The 23,624-nt window shown below is 75.1% G+C and carries 22 protein-coding genes; 8 read left to right on the top strand and 14 right to left on the bottom strand.

Annotated elements, in window-relative coordinates:
- The first annotated feature begins 7 nt into the window (after positions 1 to 7).
- Together BLS67_RS16450 and BLS67_RS16445 are read left to right on the top strand one after the other, a co-directional pair.
- On the top strand, positions 8 to 1,624 hold the full coding sequence (locus BLS67_RS16450) for a glycoside hydrolase family 13 protein (RefSeq protein WP_091247160.1): 1,617 nt from the start codon (positions 8 to 10) through the stop codon (positions 1,622 to 1,624).
- 162 nt (positions 1,625 to 1,786) lie between these two features.
- Entirely contained in the window at positions 1,787 to 2,269 is a 483-nt protein-coding gene (locus BLS67_RS16445) for a hypothetical protein (protein ID WP_131801766.1), read from the top strand.
- A gap of 27 nt (positions 2,270 to 2,296) precedes the next feature.
- On the opposite strand, the gene BLS67_RS16440 is transcribed toward BLS67_RS16445, so the two are convergent.
- Positions 2,297 to 3,295: an AAA family ATPase gene (locus BLS67_RS16440; RefSeq protein ID WP_091247156.1), complete on the bottom strand. Its 999-nt coding sequence runs from the start codon at positions 3,293 to 3,295 to the stop codon at positions 2,297 to 2,299.
- A gap of 168 nt (positions 3,296 to 3,463) precedes the next feature.
- Between BLS67_RS16440 and BLS67_RS16435 the strand changes: the two genes are divergently transcribed.
- Positions 3,464 to 3,952, top strand: coding sequence for a group I truncated hemoglobin (locus BLS67_RS16435; protein WP_091247155.1), 489 nt, complete (start codon positions 3,464 to 3,466; stop codon positions 3,950 to 3,952).
- 21 nt (positions 3,953 to 3,973) lie between these two features.
- On the opposite strand, the gene uvrA is transcribed toward BLS67_RS16435, so the two are convergent.
- The 7 genes from uvrA to BLS67_RS16400 form a co-directional block, all read right to left on the bottom strand.
- Positions 3,974 to 6,349 (bottom strand): excinuclease ABC subunit UvrA, encoded by a 2,376-nt coding sequence (gene uvrA / locus BLS67_RS16430; protein WP_165617627.1) that lies wholly within the window; start codon positions 6,347 to 6,349, stop codon positions 3,974 to 3,976.
- 43 nt (positions 6,350 to 6,392) lie between these two features.
- Positions 6,393 to 6,899, bottom strand: coding sequence for an SRPBCC domain-containing protein (locus tag BLS67_RS16425; RefSeq protein WP_091247151.1), 507 nt, complete (start codon positions 6,897 to 6,899; stop codon positions 6,393 to 6,395).
- Between the two features lie 80 nt (positions 6,900 to 6,979).
- Positions 6,980 to 7,552, bottom strand: coding sequence for a TetR/AcrR family transcriptional regulator (locus tag BLS67_RS16420; protein WP_091247149.1), 573 nt, complete (start codon positions 7,550 to 7,552; stop codon positions 6,980 to 6,982).
- Positions 7,545 to 8,378 carry an alpha/beta fold hydrolase gene (locus BLS67_RS16415; protein WP_091247147.1) on the bottom strand — a complete coding sequence of 278 codons (834 nt, stop codon included), beginning with the start codon at positions 8,376 to 8,378 and terminating at the stop codon, positions 7,545 to 7,547. Before BLS67_RS16415 ends, BLS67_RS16420 begins: the two co-directional genes overlap by 8 nt.
- 44 nt (positions 8,379 to 8,422) lie before the next feature.
- Complete coding sequence (locus BLS67_RS16410) at positions 8,423 to 8,905, bottom strand: hypothetical protein (RefSeq protein WP_131801765.1); 483 nt, start codon at positions 8,903 to 8,905, stop codon at positions 8,423 to 8,425.
- Positions 8,902 to 9,255 (bottom strand): VOC family protein, encoded by a 354-nt coding sequence (locus tag BLS67_RS16405; RefSeq protein WP_091247144.1) that lies wholly within the window; start codon positions 9,253 to 9,255, stop codon positions 8,902 to 8,904. Before BLS67_RS16405 ends, BLS67_RS16410 begins: the two co-directional genes overlap by 4 nt.
- A gap of 28 nt (positions 9,256 to 9,283) precedes the next feature.
- Positions 9,284 to 10,588, bottom strand: coding sequence for an MFS transporter (locus tag BLS67_RS16400; RefSeq protein ID WP_242654134.1), 1,305 nt, complete (start codon positions 10,586 to 10,588; stop codon positions 9,284 to 9,286).
- 188 nt (positions 10,589 to 10,776) lie between these two features.
- Here BLS67_RS16400 and BLS67_RS16395 point away from each other — a divergent pair, with 188 nt between their 5' ends.
- A complete protein-coding gene (locus BLS67_RS16395; RefSeq protein ID WP_091247143.1) occupies positions 10,777 to 11,724 on the top strand; it encodes a hypothetical protein in 948 nt (315 codons plus the stop codon).
- A 36-nt stretch (positions 11,725 to 11,760) separates the two neighbouring features.
- Here BLS67_RS16395 and BLS67_RS16390 read toward each other — a convergent pair whose 3' ends face one another.
- Together BLS67_RS16390 and BLS67_RS16385 are read right to left on the bottom strand one after the other, a co-directional pair.
- Positions 11,761 to 12,096 carry a cation diffusion facilitator family transporter gene (locus tag BLS67_RS16390; protein WP_091247141.1) on the bottom strand — a complete coding sequence of 112 codons (336 nt, stop codon included), beginning with the start codon at positions 12,094 to 12,096 and terminating at the stop codon, positions 11,761 to 11,763.
- Positions 12,093 to 13,040, bottom strand: a complete 948-nt coding sequence (locus BLS67_RS16385; protein WP_091247140.1) for a siderophore-interacting protein — start codon at positions 13,038 to 13,040, stop codon at positions 12,093 to 12,095. The genes BLS67_RS16390 and BLS67_RS16385 overlap by 4 nt, the downstream gene beginning before the upstream one ends.
- A 68-nt stretch (positions 13,041 to 13,108) precedes the next feature.
- Between BLS67_RS16385 and BLS67_RS16380 the strand changes: the two genes are divergently transcribed.
- On the top strand, positions 13,109 to 13,930 hold the full coding sequence (locus BLS67_RS16380; protein WP_091247138.1) for a phytanoyl-CoA dioxygenase family protein: 822 nt from the start codon (positions 13,109 to 13,111) through the stop codon (positions 13,928 to 13,930).
- A 165-nt stretch (positions 13,931 to 14,095) separates the two neighbouring features.
- On the opposite strand, the gene BLS67_RS23875 is transcribed toward BLS67_RS16380, so the two are convergent.
- The 4 genes from BLS67_RS23875 to BLS67_RS16365 all read right to left on the bottom strand — a co-directional run bounded on the left by BLS67_RS23875 (position 14,096) and on the right by BLS67_RS16365 (position 19,536).
- Positions 14,096 to 14,281, bottom strand: coding sequence for a hypothetical protein (locus BLS67_RS23875; RefSeq protein ID WP_165617619.1), 186 nt, complete (start codon positions 14,279 to 14,281; stop codon positions 14,096 to 14,098).
- A 73-nt stretch (positions 14,282 to 14,354) separates the two neighbouring features.
- Positions 14,355 to 17,861, bottom strand: a complete 3,507-nt coding sequence (locus tag BLS67_RS16375) for a TM0106 family RecB-like putative nuclease (RefSeq protein ID WP_091247136.1) — start codon at positions 17,859 to 17,861, stop codon at positions 14,355 to 14,357.
- A gap of 74 nt (positions 17,862 to 17,935) precedes the next feature.
- On the bottom strand, positions 17,936 to 19,171 hold the full coding sequence (locus tag BLS67_RS16370) for an acetyl-CoA C-acetyltransferase (RefSeq protein WP_091247134.1): 1,236 nt from the start codon (positions 19,169 to 19,171) through the stop codon (positions 17,936 to 17,938).
- Positions 19,172 to 19,197: 26 nt separating this feature from the next.
- The gene (locus BLS67_RS16365) at positions 19,198 to 19,536 is read right to left on the bottom strand and encodes an LppU/SCO3897 family protein (protein ID WP_131801764.1); all 339 of its coding nucleotides are present in this window, start codon (positions 19,534 to 19,536) and stop codon (positions 19,198 to 19,200) included.
- A 140-nt stretch (positions 19,537 to 19,676) separates the two neighbouring features.
- Here BLS67_RS16365 and BLS67_RS16360 point away from each other — a divergent pair, with 140 nt between their 5' ends.
- From BLS67_RS16360 to BLS67_RS16350, 3 genes are read left to right on the top strand one after another with little or no spacing between them, the layout of a single operon-like run.
- Complete coding sequence (locus tag BLS67_RS16360) at positions 19,677 to 20,570, top strand: SDR family oxidoreductase (protein WP_091247131.1); 894 nt, start codon at positions 19,677 to 19,679, stop codon at positions 20,568 to 20,570.
- Positions 20,567 to 22,345 carry a glycoside hydrolase family 15 protein gene (locus BLS67_RS16355; protein ID WP_091247129.1) on the top strand — a complete coding sequence of 593 codons (1,779 nt, stop codon included), beginning with the start codon at positions 20,567 to 20,569 and terminating at the stop codon, positions 22,343 to 22,345. The genes BLS67_RS16360 and BLS67_RS16355 overlap by 4 nt, the downstream gene beginning before the upstream one ends.
- A gap of 45 nt (positions 22,346 to 22,390) precedes the next feature.
- A complete protein-coding gene (locus tag BLS67_RS16350; protein ID WP_091247125.1) occupies positions 22,391 to 23,608 on the top strand; it encodes an NAD(P)/FAD-dependent oxidoreductase in 1,218 nt (405 codons plus the stop codon).
- Positions 23,609 to 23,624 lie beyond the last annotated feature (16 nt).

The following is a 23,624-nucleotide window of genomic DNA, read 5'->3' as shown; positions in this document are numbered from 1 at the left end:
CGGAGTCATGGCACCCCGGTTGGCAGCGCTGCCGTCCCCCGCCGCACCCGCCCCATCACAGGAGTGGTGGCGCGACGCGGTCGTCTACCAGGTCTACCTGCGCTCGTTCGCCGACTCGAACGGCGACGGCATCGGCGACATCGCCGGCCTGCGGTCGCGGCTGCCCTACCTGGTCTGGCTCGGCGTCGACGCTCTCTGGATCAACCCGCACTACCCCTCCGGCGGCGCCGACGGCGGCTACGACATCGTCGACTACCGCGCCGTCGACCCCGACTACGGCGACCTCGCCGACCTCGAGGCGCTCGTCGCCGACGCGAACCAGCTCGGCCTCAAGGTCATCCTCGACGTCGTCCCCAACCACACCTCCGACCAGCACCCCTGGTTCCAGCAGGCCCTCGCCGACCCCAGCAGCCCGGAGGCCAACCGGTACCACTTCGCCGAAGCATCCGAGGAGCCCCCGAACAACTGGCAGTCGCTGTTCGGCGGACCCGCCTGGTCGCGCACCCCCGACGGTCGCTGGTACCTGCACCTGTTCGCCCCCGAGCAGCCCGACCTGAACTGGCGTGACCCCGCCGTCGCCGACGACTTCGACCAGACCCTCCGCTTCTGGCTGGACCGCGGCGTCTCCGGCTTCCGCGTCGACGTCGCCTACGGGCTCATCAAGGACGACCAGCTGCGGGACAACCCCGGCGCCTACTCCCCCACCCTCTTCGGCCACGGCCCCGAGCAGGCCATGACCTGGAACCAGCCCGAGGTGCACGACGTGTGGCGCCGCTGGCGCGCGATCTGCGACGAGTACCCCGGCACCATGCTCGTCGGCGAGGTCTGCCTGTCCGACCTCGACCAGGTCGCGCTCTACTCCCGCCCCGACGAGCTGCACCAGTCGTTCTCCTTCCGGCTGATCAAGTCCGGCTGGGACGCCGCTGCCTTCGCCGACGGCGTGCAGACCGCGCTCGACGCCTTCGCCACCGTCGGCGCCCCCGTTTCGTGGGTGCTCGGCAACCACGACAAGGACCGCCAGGTCAGCCGGTTCGGCGGCGGCACCCTCGGCACCGCACGGGCACGCGCCGCGACGCTGCTGATGCTGGCGCTGCCCGGCTCGCCCTACCTCTACGCCGGCGACGAGCTCGCGCTGCCGCAGGCCGTCGTCCCGGACGAGGCCAAGCTCGACCCGATCTTCCACCGCAGCGGCGGTGCCCGGGCCGGCCGCGACGGCTGCCGCGTGCCCATGCCGTGGAACGAGGCACCGGGCGTCGGCTTCTCCCCCGACGGTGCCGCCGCACCGTGGCTGCCCATCCCGGACGACTGGTCGCAGCACGCCGTCTCCCGGCAGACCCGGGACGGCGGCTCCACCCTCACGCTGTACCGCCGAGCGCTGGCCCTGCGCGCCGCCCACCCGGCGCTGGGATCCGGCCGGGCGACGGTGAGCACGTCGGGCGACGTCCTCACCGTCCGCTGCGCCGGGGACGACGAGACCGTGACCTGCGTGCTCAACATGGGCGCCGACACCGCCCTCGTGCCGAACCCCGGCACCGTCCTGCTGGCGTCCACCACCCACGTCAAGAACGCGCACGGCACCGTCGCGCTACCGGCCGACACCGCCGTCTGGCTGCTGGAGGGCTGAGCCACCCACGCCTTCCGACGAGGCCCGGCCGTGCGCGATGCTGCTGCCGTGCCTCGGCCACTGCCCGCGCTCGCGCTCGTCGCGCTCACCCTGTGCGCCTGCGCCGGTACCCCACCCTCGGCCGACCCGGGTCGGCCCCCGGGGTCCGTCACCCTGCTGCCGATGCCCGACGATCCGCCGCTGCTCGACCTCCAGGAGGACCTGGATGCGTCCGAGCAGCTGGTGCTGCCGCTCCCGTCGGCAGACGTCTCGGACTTCATCCAGCGCGTCCAGCTCCTGGCCGGGGGCTCACCCGACAGCGGAGGACCCGTACTCGGCGACGACCGCACCACCGTCACCCTCTACTGGTTCGGGACACCCCCGGACGCCGTGCTGGACCTGGTCGCCGAGTACGAGGGCCGAGTCAGGGTGGACGTCGTCGCCACCCCCTTCCGACCGGGCGACCTGCTCGCCGAGGCGGACAGGCTCATCCGCGAGCACGCACCGACCGTGCAGGCCGTGGGACCGCGGGTGCAGGGCGACGGGATCCAGGTGCTGGTCGAGGAAGCCGCGGTCGAGCGTGCCGGCAGCCTCGACGCCGTCCTCGACGGGCTCGACACCCCCTTCCCGCTGTTCGGGGAGGTCGGCGGGGTCGTGCCCGCCTGACCGGTCGACGCCGAGATCGGGGGTCGGCTACCCCATCCAGCGCTGCCAGCGCGAGAGCTCGGGCAGCGAGGTGGGCTCGCCGAGCAGGGTGCGGGCGGCCTCGGCGACGTCGTCGGCGGTCAGCGTGGTGACGGCGGCGCGGTCCAGCGACGCGACGTCGCCGTCGCGGGTCAACCGGAGCGCCTGCCGGTTCAGCGCCTGCTCGAACAGGGTGCGGGCGAAGCGGGCGTTGCCGGTGTCCTCCCCCGCGCGTATGCCGGCCAGGGTGCTGCGCAGCGTCCCGTCGGCGCCGGGCTCCAGCACGTACTCGTGCTGGGCCACCATGCTCACGAAGATCGCCTCGAGCTCGGCGGTCGAGTAGTCGGGGAACCGGATCTCGCGGCCGAACCGCGAGCGCAGGCCCGGGTTGGAGAGCAGGAACGCCTCCATCAGCCGGGGGTAGCCGGCCACGATGACCACCAGGCGGTGCCGGTGGTCCTCCATGCGCTTGAGCAGGACCTCGATCGCCTCGGGGCCGAAGTCGTTGCGGCCGTCGCCCTCCGGGGCCAGCGAGTACGCCTCGTCGATGAACAGCACGCCGTCCAGCGCCGAGCGCACCACCCGGTCGGTCTTGATCGCGGTCGCCCCGACGTGCTGCCCCACGAGCGCCGCCCGGTCGACCTCGACCAGGTGGCCCCTCTGCAGCAGGCCGACCGCGCGGTACATCTCGGCCAGCAGCCGGGCCACCGTGGTCTTGCCCGTGCCCGGGTTGCCCAGGAACACCAGGTGCTGGGACGTCGCCGCCTCGGGCAGCCCGTGCTCCTTGCGGCGGGCCTGCACCTGCAGGAACGCGACCAGCGCCCGCACCTGCTCCTTGACCGCCTCCAAGCCGATCAGCGCGGCGAGGTCGGCCTGGATCACCGCCAACGGCCGGGACGGCGTGGACCGACCACCGAAGAGGTCCCCGACCAGGTCCTCAACCCCGCGACCACCCAGGCGACCGACGGTGTCCCGGAGCTCGTCCAGCGGCCTGCGGAGGGACGTCATGCCCCGACGGTAGGCGCCGAGAACTCGGCGTTGCCCCACGGTATCGCCCACAAGTAATCTGCGTCACACCCAACGGGGGCGCGTCCGGGGAGACGTCGAGGGGGTCCGAGGGAGCAGGGCGCGATCCATCAGCAGCCGCAGCATCGGCGCAGCAGAGGGAGCACCGCCATGACCACCACCCAGGACGCCACCACCACGCCCGAGCACGCCCACGTCCCCGACACCCGCCGGCTCGCCCCGGAGGCCGACCCCGCCACCGCGCCGGCCGAGCAGTCGCCGAACGCCACGCTCTACGAGCGCCTCGGCGGCTGCTACGGCATCGCCGGCGCCGTCGACATCCTGGTCGACCGGCTGTTCCAGAACGTCAAGGTCAACGCCAACGAGAAGGTGCACGAGCACCACGGCAACCCGGCCAACGCCGCGGGCTACAAATGGCTGGTCACCTCGTGGTCCATCGAGGCCGCGGGCGGCCCGAAGTGCTACATCGGCCACGACATGGACACCGCCCACGAGCACCTGGCCATCGACACCGCCGGTTTCGACGCCGTGGCCAAGGAGATCGAGGCGACGCTGGACTTCGTCGGGGTGCCCGACCCCGAGCTGCGCGAGTTCATGGACATCATCGAGGGCTACCGCAGCAAGGTCGTGCAGGCCTGAGTCGAGCGCCTGGCCGGGGGCTCAGACCCCGGCCAGGCGCGGGGCCAGGAACCGCGCGGTCGCGCTGCTGGAATCCGCCACCTGTTCCGGCGTCCCGGCCGCCACGACCCGGCCGCCGGCGTCCCCGCCGCCGGGGCCGAGGTCGAGCACCCAGTCGGCCTCGGCGACGACGTCCATCTCGTGCTCGACCAGGACGACGGTGTTGCCGGCGTCGACCAGTTGTTGCAGCTGGGCCATCAGCACCTCGACGTCGGCCGGATGGAGGCCGGTGGTCGGCTCGTCCAGCAGGTAGAGCGTGCGCCCGCGGCGGGCGCGCTGCAGCTCGCTGGCCAGCTTCACCCGCTGCGCCTCGCCGCCCGAGAGCTCGGTCGCCGGCTGGCCCAGCCGCAGGTAACCCAGGCCGACCTCCTGCAGGGTCCGCAGGCTGCGCGCGGCAGCCGGCACGTCCGCGAGGAACTCCTGCGCCGCCTCCACGGTCAGCTCGAGCACGTCGGCGATGGTCTTGCCGGCCACGGTGACCTCGAGCGTCTCGGCGTTGTACCGGGCTCCGTGGCAGGTCGGGCAGGGCGCGTAGCTGCCGGGCAGGAACAGCAGCTCGACCGCCACGAACCCCTCGCCCTGGCAGGTGGGGCAGCGGCCCTCGGCCACGTTGAAGGAGAATCGCCCGGCCGACCAGCCGCGGGCCCGGGCCTCGTCGGTGTCGGCGAAGAGCTTGCGGACGACGTCGAACAGGCCGGTGTAGGTCGCCAGGTTCGACCGGGGCGTGCGGCCGATCGGCTTCTGGTCGACCTGCACCAGCCGGTCCAACGCGTCGACCCCCTCCGCCGGCACGGCGGAACCCGCCAGGGAGGACTCGACGACCTCGGCCAGCACCTGGCTGACCAGCGTCGACTTGCCCGACCCCGAGACGCCGGTGACCGCGGTCAGCACCCCGAGGGGCACCCGCACCTCGACGTCGCGCAGGTTGTGCCGGCTGACCCCGGACAGGGTCAGCCAGGACGACGGCTCCCGCCGGGTGCGGACGGCGGGCCCCCGGTCGGCCAGGAAGCGCCGGGTCACCGACTCCTCGACGTCGGCCAACCCGGCCACCGGGCCGCTGTAGAGCACCCGCCCGCCGTGCACCCCCGCGCGCGGGCCGACGTCCACGACCCAGTCCGCCCGCCGGGCCACCGCCATGTCGTGCTCGATGACGAACAGCGAGTTGCCGGCGGCGATGAGCTGGTCCAGCACGGTCAGCAGCTGCTCGGTGTCGGCCGGGTGGAGGCCGGCCGAGGGCTCGTCGAGCACGTAGACGACGCCGAACAGGCCCGAGCGCAGCTGGGTGGCGATCCGCAACCGCTGCAGCTCGCCCGGCGAGAGCGTCGGCGTCGTCCGGGCCAGGCCCAGGTAACCCAGGCCGAGGTCGGCGAGCACCTCGACCCGGGCGACCAGGTCGGCGGCGATGCCCCGCCCCACCGTCGACAGGTCCGCGGCGCGCAGCACCGGCAGCAGCTCGGTCATCGGCAGCGCGGTCAGCTCGGCGATGCTGCGGCCGGCGACGGTGACCGCGAGGGACTCCGGCCGCAACCGGGTGCCCCCGCACACCGGGCACGGGTCGGTGAGCACGTACTGCAGCACCCGTCGGCGCAGCGTGGGGCTGCCGGTGTTCGCCAGGGTGTGCATGACGTAGGCCCGGGCTCCCTGGTAGCGGCCGGTGTAGTCGCGCTGGATCTGGCCGGGCCCGCGCACCGGGTGCACGGTGACCTCGGGCTGCTCGTCGGTGAACAGGATCCAGTCGCGCTCGGCCTGCGGCAGCTCGCGCCACGGCCGGTCGATGTCGTGGCCGAGCTCGGTGAGGATGTCGCGCAGGTTCTTGCCGTGCCACGCGCCCGGCCAGGCGGCGACCGCGCCGTCCCGGATGCTCAGCGACGGGTCGGGCACCAGCGACTGCTCGGTGACCGTGTGCACGATGCCCAGGCCCGAGCACTCCGGGCACGCGCCCGCGGCGGTGTTCGGGCTGAACGCGTCGGAGTCCAGGTGCTGGGCGCCGTCCGGGTAGCTGCCGGCGCGGGAGAACAGCATCCGCAGCGAGTTCGACAGCGTGGTGACGGTGCCGACGGTGGACCGGCTGCTCGGCGTCCCCCGGCTCTGCTGCAGCGCGACCGCCGGCGGCAGGCCGGTGATCTCCCGGACCGCCGGGGCGCCCACCTGCTGGATGAGCCGGCGGGCGTACGGCGCCACGGACTCGAAGTACCGGCGCTGGGCCTCGGCGTAGATCGTGCCGAACGCCAGCGACGACTTGCCCGAGCCCGAGACCCCGGTGAACACGACCAGGGCGTCGCGGGGGACGTCGACGTCCACGTCCTGCAGGTTGTGCTCCCGCGCACCGCGGACCCGGACACCCGCCTCGTCGCTCACCACCCCAGCCTGACCGGCGTCCTCCCGCCGGGCGCGGCCGGGTTCAGCCCGGCGCCATGACCTGGTAGCCGGGGTGCAGCTCCGCCCACCGCGCGCGGGCGTCGCAGGGCGGGCGGGCGGCGAGGTGGGCGAGGAGGTCCTCGACGTGGATCTGGTCCCCCGCCCCGTAGGCGGCGAGCTGGTCCACGGGCAGACCGCTGTCCTCGACGACCAGGTCGGTGCGGGCACCGTGCGGGGTGAGCGTGACCTCGAAGCGGCCGGCCGGTTCGTCCGGAGACTGCGTCCGCACGACCAGCCGTCGCCCCGGGTCGCAGACCTCCACCCGAGCCGTGCCCTCCCAGCCGCTGGCCGTGAACCGCGCGGTGAACTCCCCGCCCGACCGGAGGTCGCCGTCCAGCTCGCCGAGCCACGCACCGAGCCGGCGCCGGTCGGTCAGCGCCGACCACAGCTCGTCGACCCCGACGGCGCACCGGACCTCCAGGCGCACCACGCCCAGGCCGTCGGCAGCCCTCACCGTGCCCCGGACCTCGTCCTCGCCGTGGTCGGTCATCCCGTGCTCCCTCACCGCTCCCCGGCGCTCCGGATGAACGCCCCGCAGCATCGACGGCGGCGGGTCGGCGAACTCATCGGTCAGGGTCGCGGTGCACTCCGCAGACCGCGGTCGAGCAGGTCGACCAGCCACTCGAAGCTCTCGTCGACGTCCGCCGAGTACTGGAAGCCACGCCCGGCCTGCAAGGTCGCGTAGCCGTGCAGCGCGCTGCGCACCGTGCGCAGCGCGTGGTCTGCGTGCTGCGGAGCCAGGTCGTAGCCGAGCAGCACCGCGCGGAAGGAGTCCAGCGCCCGGGCTGCCGCGATCGCCACCGGGTCGTCGGGGCCGGTCGGCTCCACCCCGACGGTGGCGGCGTAGCGGCCCGGGTGGGCCAGCACGTAGTCCCGGAAGGCCCGGGCCGCCGCCGCGAGGGCGTCCCGACCGGCCAGCCCCTGGATCGCCGCGCCGACCGCGGCGCCGGCCTCGTCCAGGGCGAGGGCGGCGATCCGGCGGACCAGGTCCTCCTGCCCGGCCACGTGCTTGTAGAGCGACGGCGTGCGGACGCCGACCCGCTCGGCCAGCCCGCCCATCGTCAGCGCGGCGAACCCGACGTCGTCGGCCAGTGCCGCCCCGGCCGCCACGACCGCGGCCTGGTCGAGGCCGGCCCTAGGCATCGACGGAGGCCAGGAACGGCAGGAGGACGGCGAGCACCCGCGCCGGGTGCTGCACGTGCGGGTAGTGCCCGGCGCCCTCGACCATCGCCAGCCGGCCCAGGCCGTCGGGCAGCTCCGCCAGGATCGCCTCGCCCTCCGCCTGCGGCGAGGCCCAGTCGGGGTCCAGCGTGCCCTGCACGACCAGCACCGGGCAGCGGACGTCGCCCAGCGCGGCGCCGGCATCGGTGGCGGGGGTCATGCCCATCTTCTGCACGGCCTTCATCCGGCCGGGCTCGGCCAGCATCGCGTCGACCTGCGCGGACCGCTCCGCCCAGTCGGCCGGCTTGGGCCCGGGGTAGGCGATCTCGAGGTACTTGCGCCACTGCCCGGCGCTGCCCAGCACACCGGTGCCCACGAGGTGCAGCATGCCGCGGCGGAACCGGGCGGACCGCAGGTCCTTCAGCGAGACCGCCTGCTTGCGGGTGAACGGCGTCAGCTCCACCAGCGCCGTGACCAGCTCGGGGGCCTGCGCCGCCGCGATCGTGACGGCGCCGCCGGAGATCGAGTGGCCCACCAGCACGGCCGGCCCGCCGAGGTGCCGGACGACGGCGAGCAGGTCACCGGCGATGTCGGTGCGGCTGTACGAGGGCCAGACCGCGCTGGACTCCCCGCAGCCGCGCAGGTCCACGTTCGCCACCCGATGGCCGGCCGCGACCAGCTCCGGGACGAGGAAGCGGTAGGCCGCGCGGCTGTCGCCCATGCCGTGGGCGAGGACCACCAGCGGGCCCTCGGTGCCGGTGAGCTCGTAGGCGATGGTGCCGCCCTCGACGGTCAGGTGCTCGGTCATGTCGCGCTCCAATGGCTAACGTTGTTAGCCACAAGCTACGACCCTTAGCCAACCGTCGTCAAGCAGCCGATCGCGGTGGTCCCGGCCGGGTCGACGGGGCAGCGCCACACCGCGCCGTCCTCCGTCCGGTCCGACTGCATCGGGTGGGCGTGCCCCTCGCACACCGGCCAGGCGCCGGGCAGCTCCTCGATGACGTAGTCCTGCAGGACGCCGGCGAGCTCTGCGGCGGCCTCCTCGGCGTCGTCCAGAACCCGCAGGTCGAACCACTGGTGCAGGAGCCGCAGCTGCAGCGACGGGAACGGCACATCCCGCACCGGCAGCGGCTGCGGCCCGGGGTTGAGCCAGAACCCTGGGCTCGGCTCCGGGTCGAGCTGCCACTCGACCAGCTCGACGGACCAGGTGACGTCCACCGAGGTGGTTCGCTCGACGTCCGCCAGCACACGCGCGACGACCGGCTCCCAGAACCGGCGGAGACCCGGTATCTGTGCCTGCCAGGCCGCTCTCCCTTCCGGGTCGATGCCGGTCACGCCGGCTGCCAGAGCTCTACGCGGTTGCCCTCGGGATCGGTCACCCAGCCGAAGCGGCCGACGCCGTCCAGGTCCTGGACGTCGTCCGAGACGTCGGCGCCGGCGGCGCGGAGCTGGGCGAGCATCGCGTCCAGGTCGCGCACGCGGAAGTTCAGCATCACCTGCTGGCGGGCCGACCCGAAGTAGTCGGTGTCGGCGTCGAAGCCGGCGAACACCGTGGGCCCGGCCTGCTGCTCCCACGGCGCCTCGGGGTCGACGCCGATGCCGAGGTGGTCGCGGTACCAGGCGTTCAGCGCCCCGGGGTCGGCCGAGCGCACGAACCAGCCACCGATGCCCAACACGCGTTCCACGGCGTCATCCTGCCGCGCCCCGGGCGGGTCAGGCGACGGCGAGGATGCGGAGGTCGCCGGCGGCACGGTGGACCGGGGCCAGGTCCAGGGCCGGGAGGACCGGGACGGCGGGCACGCGCACCCGGTCGCCGTCCACCAGGACGACGAGGACGGCGGCGACCACCGCGAGCAGCGCCACCGTGCCCAGCGCGACCGGCAGGCCGGCGTGCGAGGCGAGGAAGCCGATCGCGGGCGGCCCGCCGAGCAGGCCGGTGTAGCCGACCGTCGTGGACGTCGCGATGCCCGTCGAGCCGCCGAGCGCGCCGGCCCGGGCGATGGCCAGCGGGAACACGTTGGCCAGGCCCAGCCCGACCACGGCGAACCCGGCCAGCGCGACCGGCACCGACGATGTGGTCACCGCCAGCAGGGCACCCACCGCGGCCAGCAGCGTGCCGCCCACCAGCAGCCGGCGCTCGCCGAGCCGGGCCACCAGCGCGCCACCGGCGAGCCGGCCGCAGGCCATGGTCAGCGCGAACCCGGCGTAGCCCGCGGCGGCCAGACCGGAGGCGGCACCGAGGTCCTCGCGCAGGTGCAGGGCGCCCCAGTCGGTCAGCGCACCCTCGCCGTAGGCGGTGGCCCCAGCGATGCACCCCAGCACGACCAGCACCGCGGTGGGTCGCCGCCGCGGTGCCGACTCGACCACCGCCACCGGCTGCACGACGACGGCGTCGGCACCCACCAGCGGCGGCACGAGGACGGCGGTCAGCAGCAGCCCGGCGCCGGCGACGACGACCAGGTGCGTGGGGACGTCGAGGGCGGTCGCGGCCAGCCCGCCGAGCAGGGCGCCGCCCAGCCCGCCGAAGCTGAACGCGGCGTGCATGCCCGAGAGCAGCGGCTTGCCGGCCCGGGCCTCGACCTGCACGCCCACGCTGTTGGCGGCCACGTTCACCATGCCGGTGGCCGCACCGAAGGCCAGCAGCGCGGCGCACAGCTGCGGCACCGACGTCGCCAGGCCCGGCAGCACGGCCGTCACGCACACGCCGACCGCTGCCACGGCGGCGACCAGCCCCGGGCCGAGCCGGGCGGCCAGCGCGCCGGTGAGCTGCATGCAGGCCAGCGCGCCCAGGGACAGGCAGAGCAGGGCCGCACCGAGGGTGCTGTGGTCGGCGCCGACCTGGGCGCTGACGTCGGGGACCCGGGCGGCCCAGGTGCCGAAGACGAACCCGTCCAGGGCGAACAGGGCGGCGACGGCCACGCGCAGGGTGGTCAGGGACGGCTGGGGCGCACGGCTGGTGGCGCCGCGGACCATGCGGCCGACCGGCTCGCGGGCACGCAGGAAGAAGGGTGCAGACACGGGGGGACCTCGCAGGAAGAGTGGGGGCGCGGGTGGCGGGGATGGGCACACGACCTCGGGCGCTGGTCTCCACGGTGCCAGCCGAGCCTGTCCGATGCCTGCGAAACGCCCAGGTCAGCACCGTGATGGTCCGCACGTGACGCGAGCCACCGGTTGCCGGGCCGGGCCGCAGGTCGCAGGGTCGGGGCATGACCGGGTCCTTCTCACGGGGGTTGGCCGCAGGCGCGGCCGGCACCACCGTCCTCAATGCCGTCACCTACCTCGACATGGCGCTGCGCGGCCGCGGCGCCAGCAGCACCCCCGAGGACACCATCGACGCCGCGGTCGACGCCGCGGGCACCAAGCTCCCGGGGAAGAAGAGCGAGCGCGAGAACCGCCGCACCGCCCTGGGCGCACTGTCGGGCATCGGCAACGGCGTGGCCGTCGGCGTGCTGGCCAGCCTCGCCCGCACCGCCGGCGTCCGGCTGCCCACCACCGTCGGCGCCGTCGCCACCGGAGCCGCCGCCATGGCCCTCACCGACGGGGCGACGACCGCGCTGGGCGTCAGCGACCCCCGCGACTGGTCCAGCAAGGACTGGATCTCGGACGCCGTCCCGCACCTGGCCTACGGCGCCGCCGTGCAGGCCGTGGTCGAGGCCATCCCCTCCCCCTCCGACAAGCCCAAGCGCAAGGCGTCCGGCGGGCTCACCGTGCGCTCGCTGCTGCTGGGCGTGGCCACCGGCTGCCGCAGCTCGCTGGGTCTGTCGGCCCCGGCGCTGACCAACCCCGACGGCGGCGCGGTGCGCAAGCTCGGCGCGGTGGGCGCGATCGGCGCCGAGCTCTACGCCGACAAGCTCGAGGACACCCCGCCGCGCACCAGCCCGCAGGGCCTGCCGCTGCGCTTCGCCTCGGCCGCCGGGGGCGCCGGTGCCCTGTCGGCGCGCGAGGACGCCAACGCCGCCGTCCCGATCCTGGCCGGGCTCGTCGGTGCCGCCGCCGGCACCTGGGGCGGGCTGGGCTTCCGCCGCTGGGCCGGGTCCGCCGGCATCCCGGACTGGCAGGCCGCGGTGATCGAGGACGGCGTCGGCATCGCCCTCGCGCTGGCCGCCACCCTGCCCGGCCGCAAGCGCGCCCGCCCGGTCCTCACCACGGTCTGACCCGTCGACCGGGGTGCCCCGCGCTGGGTACCCCGGTCAGGTCAGTCGGTCGAGCAGCCAACCGGGGCCGCGCACCGTCGTTCCCTCGGGCAGCCGGGCCCGCAGACCGCGGTCGGCGGTGACCACCACCAGCGGGCCCGGCAGCTCGACCACCGCGGCCACCAGGGCGTCGTCCCCGCTGCCGGTCGCGCGGACGAGCCGGACGCCGGGCACGTCGGGCACGTCCCGGGCCCGGCCCTCCACGACCGCCACCACCTCGTCGTCCAGCGTCGCCAGCCGGGCGAGCAGGCGGGAGGTCGCCCCGGCGCGGTCCCGCCACCAGCCGTCGGGCCGCGACCCGACCACGTTGGCGACGTCGACGAGCAGGGTCACCCCGCCGCGCGGGCGCCGGTCCGCCAGTAGCCCATGAACGCGACCGCGTCGCGGGGCACGCCCAGGTCGCGGACCAGCCGCCGCCGGAGCTCCTTGACCACCCCGGCCTCGCCGGCCAGCCAGGCGTAGCAGCTGGTGTGCGCCCCGGCCTCGGGCACCTCCCACAGGATGTCGTCCTCCGCGGGGTCGCCGGCCTCGGGGTCGACGCCCGGGGTGTCGCGGGCGATGCCCAGCTCGCGCAGCGCGGCGTGCACGGCGGTCTCCATCAGCTCGCCGCGCGGCCGCGACCCGCGGGCCAGCCACCGGACGTCGACCCCCGGCGGCAACCGCAGCGGCAGGAAGTCACCCGCCTCGGGCACCTCGAGGACGGCGACCACCCGCTGGTCACCCGGCAGGGCCTCGACGATCGCCGCGATCGCCGGGACGGCGGTCTCGTCGCCGGCCAGGAACAGGGTGTCGGCCTCGGCCGGCGGCGCCCACTCGACGCCCCACATGCGGCCGGCGCCCGGGCGGTCGGGCCCCAGGAAGACCATCTCGTCACCGGGCACCGCCCGGGCCGCCCAGACCGCCGCCGGGCCGGCGCCCTCGCCGACGCTGCCGTCGGCGCCGATGCCGTGCAGCACGACGTCGACGTCGAGCTCGGACACCTCCGGCCGGAACGCCCGCACGGTGTAGGTGCGCATGTGCGGCCGGGTCTCGTCGGGCATCGCGCACCAGGCCGGGTACCAGTCGGGCCCGGTGATGGCCAGCAGGTCGTCGAGGGGGTGGCCGTCCTGGGCGAGGAGCAGCTTGAACCGCTGGTCGGCACCGCCGACGCCGAAGCGGTCGAGGTCGGGGCCGGTGAAGGTCAGCCGCAGGAACGAGGGCGAGAGCCGCTCGCTGCGCGCCAGGGTGGTGCGGAAGAAGCGGTAGACCGGCTGCAGGGTCTCGGTGGCCGTGCTCATGCGGGCTCCCGGGGTCGACGTCCAAGTGAGGGTAGCCTAACCAGAGCCGAAGCGGGGACGATCATCCGGTGCACCCCGGACTCACCACGGAGCAGGTCGACACCTTCGAGCGGGACGGCGCGGTGCTCGTCGAGGACGCGTTCCCGCCGGTGCTCGCCGAGCGGGGCCGCCGGCTGCTGTGGGCAGACCTGCGGGGTCGGCACCCCGAGCTCGACCCCGACGACCCGGCCACCTGGGTGCACCCGGTGGTCCGGCTGGACTGGTCGGCAGCCCCGCCGTTCGTCGCCATGGGCAACACCACCCGCCTGCAGACCGCCTACGACCAGCTGGCCGGCGAGGGCCGGTGGTCGGCGCCGTTCGGGCTGGGCACGTGGCCGATCCGCTTCCCGCAGCGGGACGTCGACCCCGGCGACACCGGCTGGCACGTCGAGGGCGGGTTCGCCCCCGACGACCCCGACCTGGCTGCGCAGGGCTGGTGGACCAACCTGGCCAGCCGCGGCCGTGCCCTGCTCATGCTGTTCCTGCTCACCGACGTCGGCCCCGAGGACGCCCCCACGCGCATCCGGCTCGGCTCGCACCGCGACGTGCCCCCGCTGCTGGCCGACGCCGGCGCCCGGGGCCGCTCGGTGGCCGACGTCTCCCCGGACGCCGAGGCCGTCAGCCGGCACCGCACGCAGGCCCTGGCCACCGGCCGGGCCGGCGACGTGTGGCTGGTGCACCCCTTCCTGGTGCACGCCGCCCAGCCTCACCACGGGAGTGCGCCGCGCTTCATGGCCCAGCCGCCGCTGTCGGCCACGGGGCTCCTCGACCTCCGGCCCGCGGGCGCCCGTCCGACCCCGCCCACTCCCGTCGAGCGCCCGGTCCTGGAGGCACTGGGCCGCACGGCATGACCGGCGCCACACCCGTCCGGGTGAACCACGCGGGGAGCACAGCCCGAACCCTGTGAAGCCACCGAGCCACGGGGTCGGTGGTCGGACCTCTGTGGGGGGTCCGGTGGTCGGCGCCCGGTGGTCTCTCCCCCCGGTGCGTCGACCGCCTCCCCGCGGGGACCGGGGTCAGGATCCGGCGGAGGCCCCGGTCAGCTCACGGGCGCCGCGGACGGCATCGCGCAGGGCCCGGGCGGAGGCTGCCCGGCGGGCACCGGTGCGCGCGCGGGCCGACTGGCCGTGCGGGGCCTCGTGCGCCTCGAGGGCCAGCTGACGGGCGGCCACCACGGATGCCGGTTCGTGCGTGCTCGTCATGGTTGCCCACCCCCTGTGCTCGGTCGCCGCCGTCGGCCGGTCAACCGTGACGTGACCGTATCGGTGCACCTGGTCACCGCACCAGGGTCGTGTCCACTTCGTGACCGAGAGTGGCCACATCTGCCCCGCGGACCCCCGCCGACCCAGGTCCGACACGCCCTGTGGCGTGCTCGACCAGCCGGCAGAGCCCGTTCACCAGGCGTAGTTGCTCAGGGGTGTGCACCGGCGACGTGAGGAGGGCCGGGCTGCCCACCAGGTAGGCCGCCGTCTTGGCCCGCGACAGGGCGACGTTCAGCCGGTGCCGGTCGAGCAGGAAGTCCAGCCGCCGCGGCACGTGCGCACCGCTCGAGGCGGCCAGGCTGAACACCGACACCGCGGCCTCCCGCCCCTGGAACTTGTCGACGGTGCCGACCTCGACGTCGGCGAAGCCGGCCGCCGCCAGCGCCGAGCGGATCCGGTTGACCTGCGCGTTGTACGGGGTGACGACGAGGACGTCGGCCTGCCCCACCACCCGGTCGCCACCCGGGTCGCGCCAGGCCCGGCCGAGCAGGTCGCCGACCAGCTCGACGACCACGGCGGCCTCCTCCCCCGACGCGGACCCGTTGCCCTCGTGCACCACAGGCACCCAGCCGATGCCGGCCGGGGCGGCCCACCGCGCGGGCAGGTCGATCGCGTTGCCGGCGGTGGTGGGCGCCGGGTGCAGCTGCCCCTCGTAGGACAGCTCGGACACCACCCGGCACAGCGCCGGGGCCATCCGCCACGACCGGTCGAGGAACACGCCCCGGTCGGCGGGCAGGACGTCGTCGTCGCCGATCACGTGCTGCAGCGCGGACACGTCGGCGCCGTCGGGGTGGATGCCCCGGCCGGGCTGCCGCAGCTGCTGGGGGTCGCCGAGCAGCACGAGGTCGGTGGCGCAGCGGGAGACCGCCAGGGTGTCGGCCAGCGACAGCTGCCCGGCCTCGTCGACGACCAGCACGTCGAGCCGGCCCGCCAGGTCGGCCCGGGTGAGCAGCCAGGGGCTGCCGGCCACGACGTCGACGTCGCCGGCGTCGAGCAGCTCGACCACGGTGGCGTTGTCGTCGGTGCCCAGCACCTCCGGGGAGGCGCAGCGCTGGTCGGCGGGGGCCTTCTGCACCGCGCGCACGGGCTGGCCGGCCTCGCGGGCGGCGCGCAGCACCCCGTCGAGGAGGTTGCCGACCACCTTGTGGCTGTTGGCGGTGATCGCCACCCGCCGGCCGGCGCGCACCAGGTCGAGCACGGCACGCGCCCCCGCCCAGGTCTTGCCCGCCCCGGGCGGACCCTGCACCGCCAGCACGCCGCCGTCGAGCGCGGCCACCAGCCGGCGGGTGCGGTCGGCCGCGGTCTCGCCGGGCACCTGGAGCGGGGTGCCGGCCCGCAGCCGCGGCGGGCGCCGGGCCAGCAGGTCGGCGGCCGCGGTGCGCACCCCGGGACCGGCCAGCCCGCCGTCGGCGACGGCGGCACCCAGCTGGAGCAGCGCCGCCTTCTGGTTGCGGGCGTCGAGCGGGCCGGTGGGCAGCAACCCCTCGGCGTGGTCGCCCGCCCGCCCCACCGGCCGGGACAGCACCAGCTCACCGGTGGCGCCGTCGACCGCGACCACCTCGGCGGACACCGCACGGCCGTCCGCCCCCGGTGGTACCTGCTCGACCCGCTGCCCCGGGGCCAGCTTGGTCTCCTGCGGCGGGAACCGGTGGGCGACGTGCACCCGGCCCTCGGCGACGCCCAGCACGACCGGCGGCTCGAGCGGGCCCAGCGCCGCCGTCTCGCGCTCGAGCTCGGCCGGGGTCAGGTCGCGCACCCGGAAGAACTCCCACCACTCCGAGCGGGACTCGCGGGCGTGCCAGCCCAGCTGCTGGGCCAGCAGCCACACGGCCTGCTGCTCGGGCGACCGGTCGGCGGTGTGGTCGGGCAGCCCGGCCAGCAGCTGCTGCTCGAGGGCCTCCCGGGCGGCGTCGGCGGCCTGGGCGGCGGGGCTCGGATCGGGGTCGGCGTCGACAGGCCGGCCCAGCGGCACCCCGGAGGCGGCCAGCTCGGCCCGGCGCTCCTCCAGCCAGTCCAGCAGCTGCAGGGTGGACACGCAGTCGTCGCGGTTGTAGTCCTCGATCTCGTCGAGCAGCCGCTGCTCGCCGGTCTGCTGCCACTGCTCGAACGCCACGATGCTGGCCCCGGCGTCGGACACCGCCTCGCCGACCGGCCTCGTGTGCCCGCGGTAGAAGTCCTCCACCTTCTTGATCGAGTACGACTCCTTGCTGATCTGCAGGCCCTGCCGCACCACGGCGTAGAGGTCGACCAGGGCGTCGCCGCGCAGCAGGCGGTCGACGGCGGCCTGCCGGCTGCCGAACCGGGCCGACAGCGCCCGCAGCCGCGCCGGCTCGTAGGGCGCGTAGTGGTAGACGTGCGCATCGGGGTCGGCGGCCAGCACGGCGGTCAGGTGGTCGACCAGCGCCTCGAAGCCGGCCTGCTCCTGGTCGGCGGTCACCCCCCAGAACGCGCGGTACTCCCCCGCCCGGTCCAGCACGCCCCACAGGTACTCCAGGCCGTGGTCGCCGGTGAACGGGTCGCCCTCGATGTCGAAGAAGACGTCGCCGCGGCTGGGCGGGGGCAGCAGCTCGAACCCGCGGCCGGGCACCCGCGGCAGGAAGTCGTAGCCGGGCACACCGGTGAGCTGCTCGGCGTGCTGCAGCGCCGCCTGCCGGGTGATGCGCTCGCGCGAGGTGCGGCCGATGCTGTCGGGCAGGTCATCGGGACCCTGCCCGGCCAGCGCGGTGAGCGTGCCGATGCCGGCCGCGACCAGGGCCCCTGCGTGGTCCCGCCGGAGGAACGCCACCCGGGACAGGTGGTCCTCGGCGGCCCACCGGGCGGTGCAGGTCTCGCGCCACGGGCAGACCCCGCAGTGCGCGTTCGGGTAGGGCTCGGCCAGCCGGAGGTCGGCCAGCCGGGCCAGGAACCGCTCCTCGGCCGCCCGCGCGTAGGCCTCGGCGTCGGCGAAGCGGAAGACCAGCTCCTGCTGGTCGCCGGTGACCACGGTGAGCAGCTCGGGCGGCACGCCCTGCAGGTCGGCGAGCAGCCGGCCGTAGAGCGCCATCTGCAGGATCGCCGGCACCTTGATGCGGCGGGCCAGCTTGGTGTCGGCGACGTCGTAGGCCCAGGGGCCCAGCGCGCTGCTCCGGTCGGTGCGCTTGACCAGGAAGTCGGCGTGCCCGCGCCAGGTGACCCCCGCGGCCCGGCTGCCGTAGAAGGTGGCCTGGTAGACCACGTCGGCCCCGGCCCGCATGGCGGCCACCGTGTCGGCCTGGGCCCGGTGCAGGCCGGCGGCGTCGCGGCCGGAGCCGGGCTGGGCGATCTCCACGACGGACAGGCCCCGGTCGCGCAGCCGCTGCACGTGCCGGGCCTCGTGCGCGATGCCGTGCTCGGCGACCAGCGCGGTCATCGGGTCGACCGCGGTGGGCCGGGCCCGCTCGCCCCGGGCGACCTCGCGGGAGAGCCGGGTGAGGTGCTCGCAGGCCAGGAAGCCGGTCAGGTCACCGGCGCTGACCACCAGCCCGTCGTCGAACTCGTACACCGGCCACCTCCTGCCCCTGCCCCGGTTCCCGAGGTCGGCGCCAAGCTACGACGGGGTACCGACAGGACCGGGGTTCAGGACACCCGCTCGAAGACCGCGGCCAGGCCCTGACCGCCGCCGATGCACATCGTCTCCAGGCCGTACCGGCCCTCGCGCCGCTTCAGCTCGTGCGCCATCGTGGCCAGGATCCGGGCACCGGTGGCCCCGACCGGGTGGCCCAGGGAGATGCCGGAGCCGTTGACGTTGACCCGCTCGCGGTCGTCCTCGCCCAGCTGCCCCGACGACTCCCAGGCGGCCAGGCAGGCCAGCACCTGGCTGGCGAAGGCCTCGTTGAGCTCGATCAGGTCCATGTCGGCCAGGGTCAGCCCGGTGCGGGCCAGCGCGGCGGCGACCGCGGGTACCGGCCCGATGCCCATGGTCTCGGGCGGCACCCCGGCGACCGCCCAGCCGCGGAGGGCGAGGAAGGGCTCCCACCCGCGCCGGTCGGCCTCGGCCCGGGTGGTGACCACGCACAGGGCGGCGCCGTCGTTCTGGCCGGAGGCGTTGCCGGCGGTGACCGTGGCGGCGGGGTCCACCGACGCCATCACCGGACGCAGCGCGGCGAGGTCGGCCATCGTGGTCCGCGGCCGGGGGTGCTCGTCCTCGGTGACCGTGCGCGCCGGGGACTTCCGGGTGCCCGGCACCTCCACGCCCACGACCTCGTCGGCGAACCGGCCCTCGGCGATCGCGGCGCCGGCGCGCTGCTGCGAGCGCAGTGCCCAGGCGTCCTGGGAGAGCCGGTCGACGTCGTGCTCGCGGCGCACGTTCTCGGCCGTCTCGAGCATCCCGCCGGGCACCGGGTGGTGGATGCCGCCGGCGGTCTCGCGGGCGCGGGCGAGGCGGTCGTGCAGCATCGTGCCGTCGCCCCTGACCCCGGTGCGCAGGCCCAGGGCGTAGTGCTCGACCTGGCTCATCGACTCCGCGCCGCCGGCCACCACGACGGTGCCGGCCCCGGCGCCCACCTGCAGGCACGCGTAGACGACCGCCTGCAGGCCCGACCCGCACCGCCGGTCGATCTGCAGCCCCGGCACGCCGACGCCCAGGCCGGCGTCCAGGGCGGCGATCCGGCCGATCGCCGGCGCCTCGCCGTTGGGGTAGCACTGGCCGAGGACGACGTCGTCGACCTCGCCCTCCTGCAGACCTGTGCGGGCCACGACCTCGCGCAGCACGGTCGCGGCCAGCGCAGTGGCGGTCAGCCCGGCGAACACGCCGCCGAAGCGGCCGACCGGGGTGCGCAGCGGGGAGCAGATGACGACGTCGTCGAGGCCCATGCCGGTGACTCTGCCAGCCCCCCGGGTCAGGCCGCGACGAGGCAGAGCACCTGGGCGGGCTCGGCCGACAGGCCCCCCTCGGAGTAGCTGGCCGTGGTCCGCGGGAAGGCGGCCAGGCAGGCCGGCTGCGAGTCCACGGGCCGGACGTCGTCCAGCACCCCGATGACCCGGAAGGTGGCCGCGGCGTCACCGCAGTCGACCACCACGACCTCGCCGTCGCCGGCCGCGACGCAGTCCCCGACGGCCACCGACGACCCGCGGCCCAGCAGGAGCAGGCCGACCACGCCGACCACGATGACCACCGCCGCCAGCGGCAGGAGGACCCGGGCGAGCGGGGCCGACGACCTCGGCGGGGGCGCGCTCACGGAGACCGACGGTAGGTGGTCGACGTGGGCCGGGCCACCGACCCGGACCGGTTGGGCCGCGTCCGACCAGGGCAAGGACGGTGTGGTCGTTCAGCCACCAGCGGCCGGTCCCACCAGCATCGCCCTGGAGGCAACCCTTCGTGACCGACCAGTACACCTTCACCAACCCCGTCGACCAGTACCGCACCGACGGCTACCCGGCGCAGAGCATCGACGCGCCGGGCCTGGAGTCCGAGCTCGAGGTCCGCGCCGACCACGGCGAGCAGACCTACCGCGGCACCGGCCGGCTGACCGGGCGCAAGGCGCTGATCACCGGCGCCGACTCCGGCATCGGCCGGGCCGCCGCCATCGCCTACGCCCGCGAGGGCGCCGACGTCGTCCTGAACTACCTGCCCGAGGAGCAGTCCGACGCCGAGGCCGTCGCGCAGCTCGTGCGCGAGGCCGGCCGGAAGGCCGTGCTCGCCCCCGCGGACCTGTCGGTGGAGTCCGAGGCGCGCCAGCTGGTGCGCACCGCCGTCGAGGAGCTCGGCGGGCTCGACGCGATCGTGCTCGTCGCCGGCAAGCAGGTCTGGGTCGACGACCTGGCCGACCTGACCAGCGAGCAGTTCGACGCCACCTTCAAGACCAACGTCTACTCGGTGTTCTGGGTCGTGCAGGAGGCCGTGCCGCACCTGCCGGCCGGTTCCACGATCATCACCACCAGCTCGATCCAGGCGTACTCCCCCGCCCCCGGGCTGGTCGACTACGCGACCACCAAGGCCGCGATCAACACGATCAGCAAGGCGCTGGCACAGCAGCTCGCGCCCAAGGGCATCCGGGTCAACGTCGTCGCCCCCGGCCCGTTCTGGACGCCGCTGCAGGCCTCCGGCGGCCAGCAGCCCGACGCCCTCCCCGAGTTCGGCGCGGAGACGCCGCTGGGCCGCGCCGGGCAGCCGGCCGAGCTCGCCGGCGCCTACGTGTACCTGGCGTCGGCCGAGTCGGGCTACACCGTCGGCGAGACCCTCAACGTGAACGGCGGCATGCCCACCCCGTGACGACCACCTCCCGGGACGCCGCGGGCTACGCGGACCTGCGCAGCTACGCCGCGATCGGCGACGGCCGGACGATCGCCCTCGTGGCGCTCGACGGCCGCATCGACTGGTTGCCGCTGCCCGCCATGGACGCGCCGCCGGTCTTCGCGGCCCTGCTGGACGCCGAGAACGGGGGCTGCGTCGAGCTGGCCCCCGTCGAGCCGTTCACGGCGTCCCGGGAGTACGTCGAGCACACCAACGTCCTGGCCACCACCTTCACCACGGCCAGCGGGAGCGTCCGGGTCACCGACGCGCTCAACACCGGTGTGGCCGGGCGGTTGCCGTGGTCCGAGCTGGGCCGGCGGATCGAGGGCCTGGCCGGCACGGTGGCGATGCGCGCCGCCGTCCGGCCGGGCACCTGCCTGAACACCGCCGCGCCGTGGGTGCAGCAGACCACCCACGGTGCGGTGCTCCGGGTCGACGGGCTCACCCTCGCCGTGCGGACCCTCGGCGAGGACGCCGTCGAGACCGGCGACCAGCGCATCGACGTCACCTACACCTCGACGCCGGGCTCCCGCGCGGTGCTCGGCCTGGTGGCCACCGAGCGCGAACCGCTGTTCCTGGCCGACCCGCAGGACGTCGACGCCGGCATCGACCGCACGATCGACAACTGGCAGTCCTGGTCGCGGGAGTTCCACTGGTCCGGCGACTTCGAGGTCGAGGTACGGCGCAGCGCCCTGGCCCTCAAGCTGCTCATCCACTCCCCCAGCGGGTCGATGGTCGCGGCCGGCACCACCTCGCTGCCGGAGACGATGGCCGGGGACAAGAACTGGGACTACCGGTTCGCCTGGGTGCGCGACTCCGCCTACGCCCTCACCGCGCTGTTCCGCTTCGGGCTGCGCGAGGAGACCCACGGGGCGATGAGCTGGCTGCTGGGCACCATCCGACGCCACGGCCCCGAGCCCCGGGTCTGCTACACCCTGGACGGCGAGCTCACCGACGGCGTGGACGAGCCCGACGTCCCCGGCTGGCGCGGCGTGGGCCCGGTGCAGGTGGGCAACGGTGCCGCGGACCAGCTGCAGCTGGGCGTCTACGGCGACCTGTTCTCGATCGTCGCGCTGTACGTCGAGAACGGCAACGTGCTGGACGCCGAGACCGGCCGGTTGCTGGCCCAGATCGCCGACACCGCCTGCGACCGGTGGCAGCAGAAGGACTCCGGCATGTGGGAGCTGCACGACCCGCAGCACTACACGACCTCCAAGCTCGGGTGCTGGCAGGCGCTGACCAAGGCCGTCGAGCTGGCCGAGGCCGGCCAGATCCCGGGCGAGTCCGACCGGTGGCGGGCCGAGGCCGGCCGCATCCGGCAGTGGGTCGACGACCACGCCTGGGACGACGAGCGCGGCGCCTACCTCTGGTACCCCGGCAGCGACGGGCTGGACTGCTCGATCCTGCTGCACGCCGTCAGCGGCTTCGACCGCGGTGAGCGGATGAGCTCCACCCTCGACGCCCTCCGCCGCGAGCTGGGGGCCGGCCCGCACCTGTACCGCTACACCGGCATGAACGCCGAGGAGGGCGTGTTCCTGGCCTGCTCGTACTGGATGGTCTCGGCGCTGCAGCTGTGCGGCCGCGGCCCCGAGGCCAGGGCGCTCATGCACGAGCTGACGGGCACGGCGAACGACGTCGGCATGCTGGCCGAGATGCTCGACCCCGCCGACGGCAGCTTCCTGGGCAACCTGCCGCAGGCCTTGAGCCACCTGGCCCTGGTCAACGCCGCGATCACGCTCGAGGAACACCGGTGAGGCCCCGGGGTGTCGCACCGGCGTGCCCGGGGCACGACTGACCAGGTGACGACCTACGACTACCTGATCATCGGCGCGGGCATGGCCGCCGACAGCGCCGCCCGTGGCATCCGCGAGATCGACACCGACGGCAGCATCGGGGTCGTGGGCGAGGAGGTCGACCCGCCGGTCGCCCGCCCCTCGCTGTCCAAGAAGCTCTGGACCGACCCCGAGTTCACCCTGGACGACTCCTGGCTGGGCACCGACGAGACCGGTGCGGTCGTCCAGCTGGCCACCCGCGTCGACGCGGTGGACCGGTCCGGGCACACGGTCACCACCGCCGACGGCGAGCAGATCGGCTACCGCAAGCTGCTGCTGGCCACCGGCGGCCACCCCCGGCAGCTGGACCTCCCCGCCGACGACCGGGTCGTGCACTTCCGCACGATGGCCGACTACCGGCGGCTGCGCGGGCTGGCCGGCGAGGGTCGGCACCTGGCCGTCGTGGGCGGCGGGTACATCGGCAGCGAGCTGGCCGCGGCGCTGGTGCAGAACGACACCCGGGTCACCTTCGTCTATCCGCAGGAGTTCCTCGGCGGGGAGAAGTACCCGCACGACCTCGCCGAGCACCTCACCGAGCGGTTCACCCGCGCCGGCGTCACCGTGCACCCGACCACCCGGGTCACCGGCGGCTCGGCCGACGCGAAGGGCGTGACGCTGACCCTGGACGACGGCTCCACCCTCGAGGTGGACGGGGTCGCCGTCGGGTTGGGCATCGAGCCGGCCACCGGGCTGGCCGCGGACGCCGGTCTCGCCGTGGACGACGGCATCGTGGTCGACGCCTTCGGGCGCACCGAGGACCCCGACGTCTACGCCGCCGGCGACGCAGCCAGCTGGCCGGACCCGATCCTGGGCCGCACCCGGGTCGAGCACGTCGAGAACGCCACCGACATGGGGACGGCGGTGGGCCGCGTCATGGCCGCCGACGCCCGCGGCCGCGAGGCCGAGCCCTACACGCACACGCCGTCGTTCTACTCGGACCTGTTCGACTCGGGGTACGAGGCGGTCGGCACGCTGTCGGCCGACCTGGACATGGTGGCCGACTGGGCCACCCCGCCCGGGGGCGACGGCCCGGCCCAGGGCGTCGTCTACTACCTGGCCGGCGACCGGCTGCGCGGGGTGCTGCTGTGGAACGTGTGGGACAGCACCGACGCCGCCCGCGAGCTGCTGGCCGCCCAGCGCGGGTACACCGAGGCCGACCTGGTCGGCGCGATCCCGACCGACTGACCCCCGACGCAGCACC

It is taken from the genome of Klenkia soli (assembly GCF_900103975.1).
GTDB classification, from domain to species: domain Bacteria; phylum Actinomycetota; class Actinomycetes; order Mycobacteriales; family Geodermatophilaceae; genus Klenkia; species Klenkia soli.
This window is presented reverse-complemented; position numbering and strand designations above follow the sequence as displayed.

What these genes read in the sequence shown, in the direction of transcription:
- BLS67_RS16425 (WP_091247151.1), bottom strand. Translation starts at nt 6,899, where the DNA reads ATGACCGACCACGGCGAGGACGAGGTCCGGGGCACGGTGAGGGCTGCC.
- BLS67_RS16415 (WP_091247147.1), bottom strand. Translation starts at nt 8,378, where the DNA reads ATGACCGAGCACCTGACCGTCGAGGGCGGCACCATCGCCTACGAGCTC.
- BLS67_RS16435 (WP_091247155.1), top strand. Translation starts at nt 3,464, where the DNA reads ATGACCACCACCCAGGACGCCACCACCACGCCCGAGCACGCCCACGTC.
- BLS67_RS23875 (WP_165617619.1), bottom strand. Translation starts at nt 14,281, where the DNA reads ATGACGAGCACGCACGAACCGGCATCCGTGGTGGCCGCCCGTCAGCTG.
- BLS67_RS16385 (WP_091247140.1), bottom strand. Translation starts at nt 13,040, where the DNA reads ATGAGCACGGCCACCGAGACCCTGCAGCCGGTCTACCGCTTCTTCCGC.
- BLS67_RS16420 (WP_091247149.1), bottom strand. Translation starts at nt 7,552, where the DNA reads ATGCCTAGGGCCGGCCTCGACCAGGCCGCGGTCGTGGCGGCCGGGGCG.
- BLS67_RS16445 (WP_131801766.1), top strand. Translation starts at nt 1,787, where the DNA reads ATGCCCGACGATCCGCCGCTGCTCGACCTCCAGGAGGACCTGGATGCG.
- BLS67_RS16450 (WP_091247160.1), top strand. Translation starts at nt 8, where the DNA reads ATGGCACCCCGGTTGGCAGCGCTGCCGTCCCCCGCCGCACCCGCCCCA.
- BLS67_RS16440 (WP_091247156.1), bottom strand. Translation starts at nt 3,295, where the DNA reads ATGACGTCCCTCCGCAGGCCGCTGGACGAGCTCCGGGACACCGTCGGT.
- BLS67_RS16395 (WP_091247143.1), top strand. Translation starts at nt 10,777, where the DNA reads ATGACCGGGTCCTTCTCACGGGGGTTGGCCGCAGGCGCGGCCGGCACC.
- BLS67_RS16370 (WP_091247134.1), bottom strand. Translation starts at nt 19,171, where the DNA reads ATGGGCCTCGACGACGTCGTCATCTGCTCCCCGCTGCGCACCCCGGTC.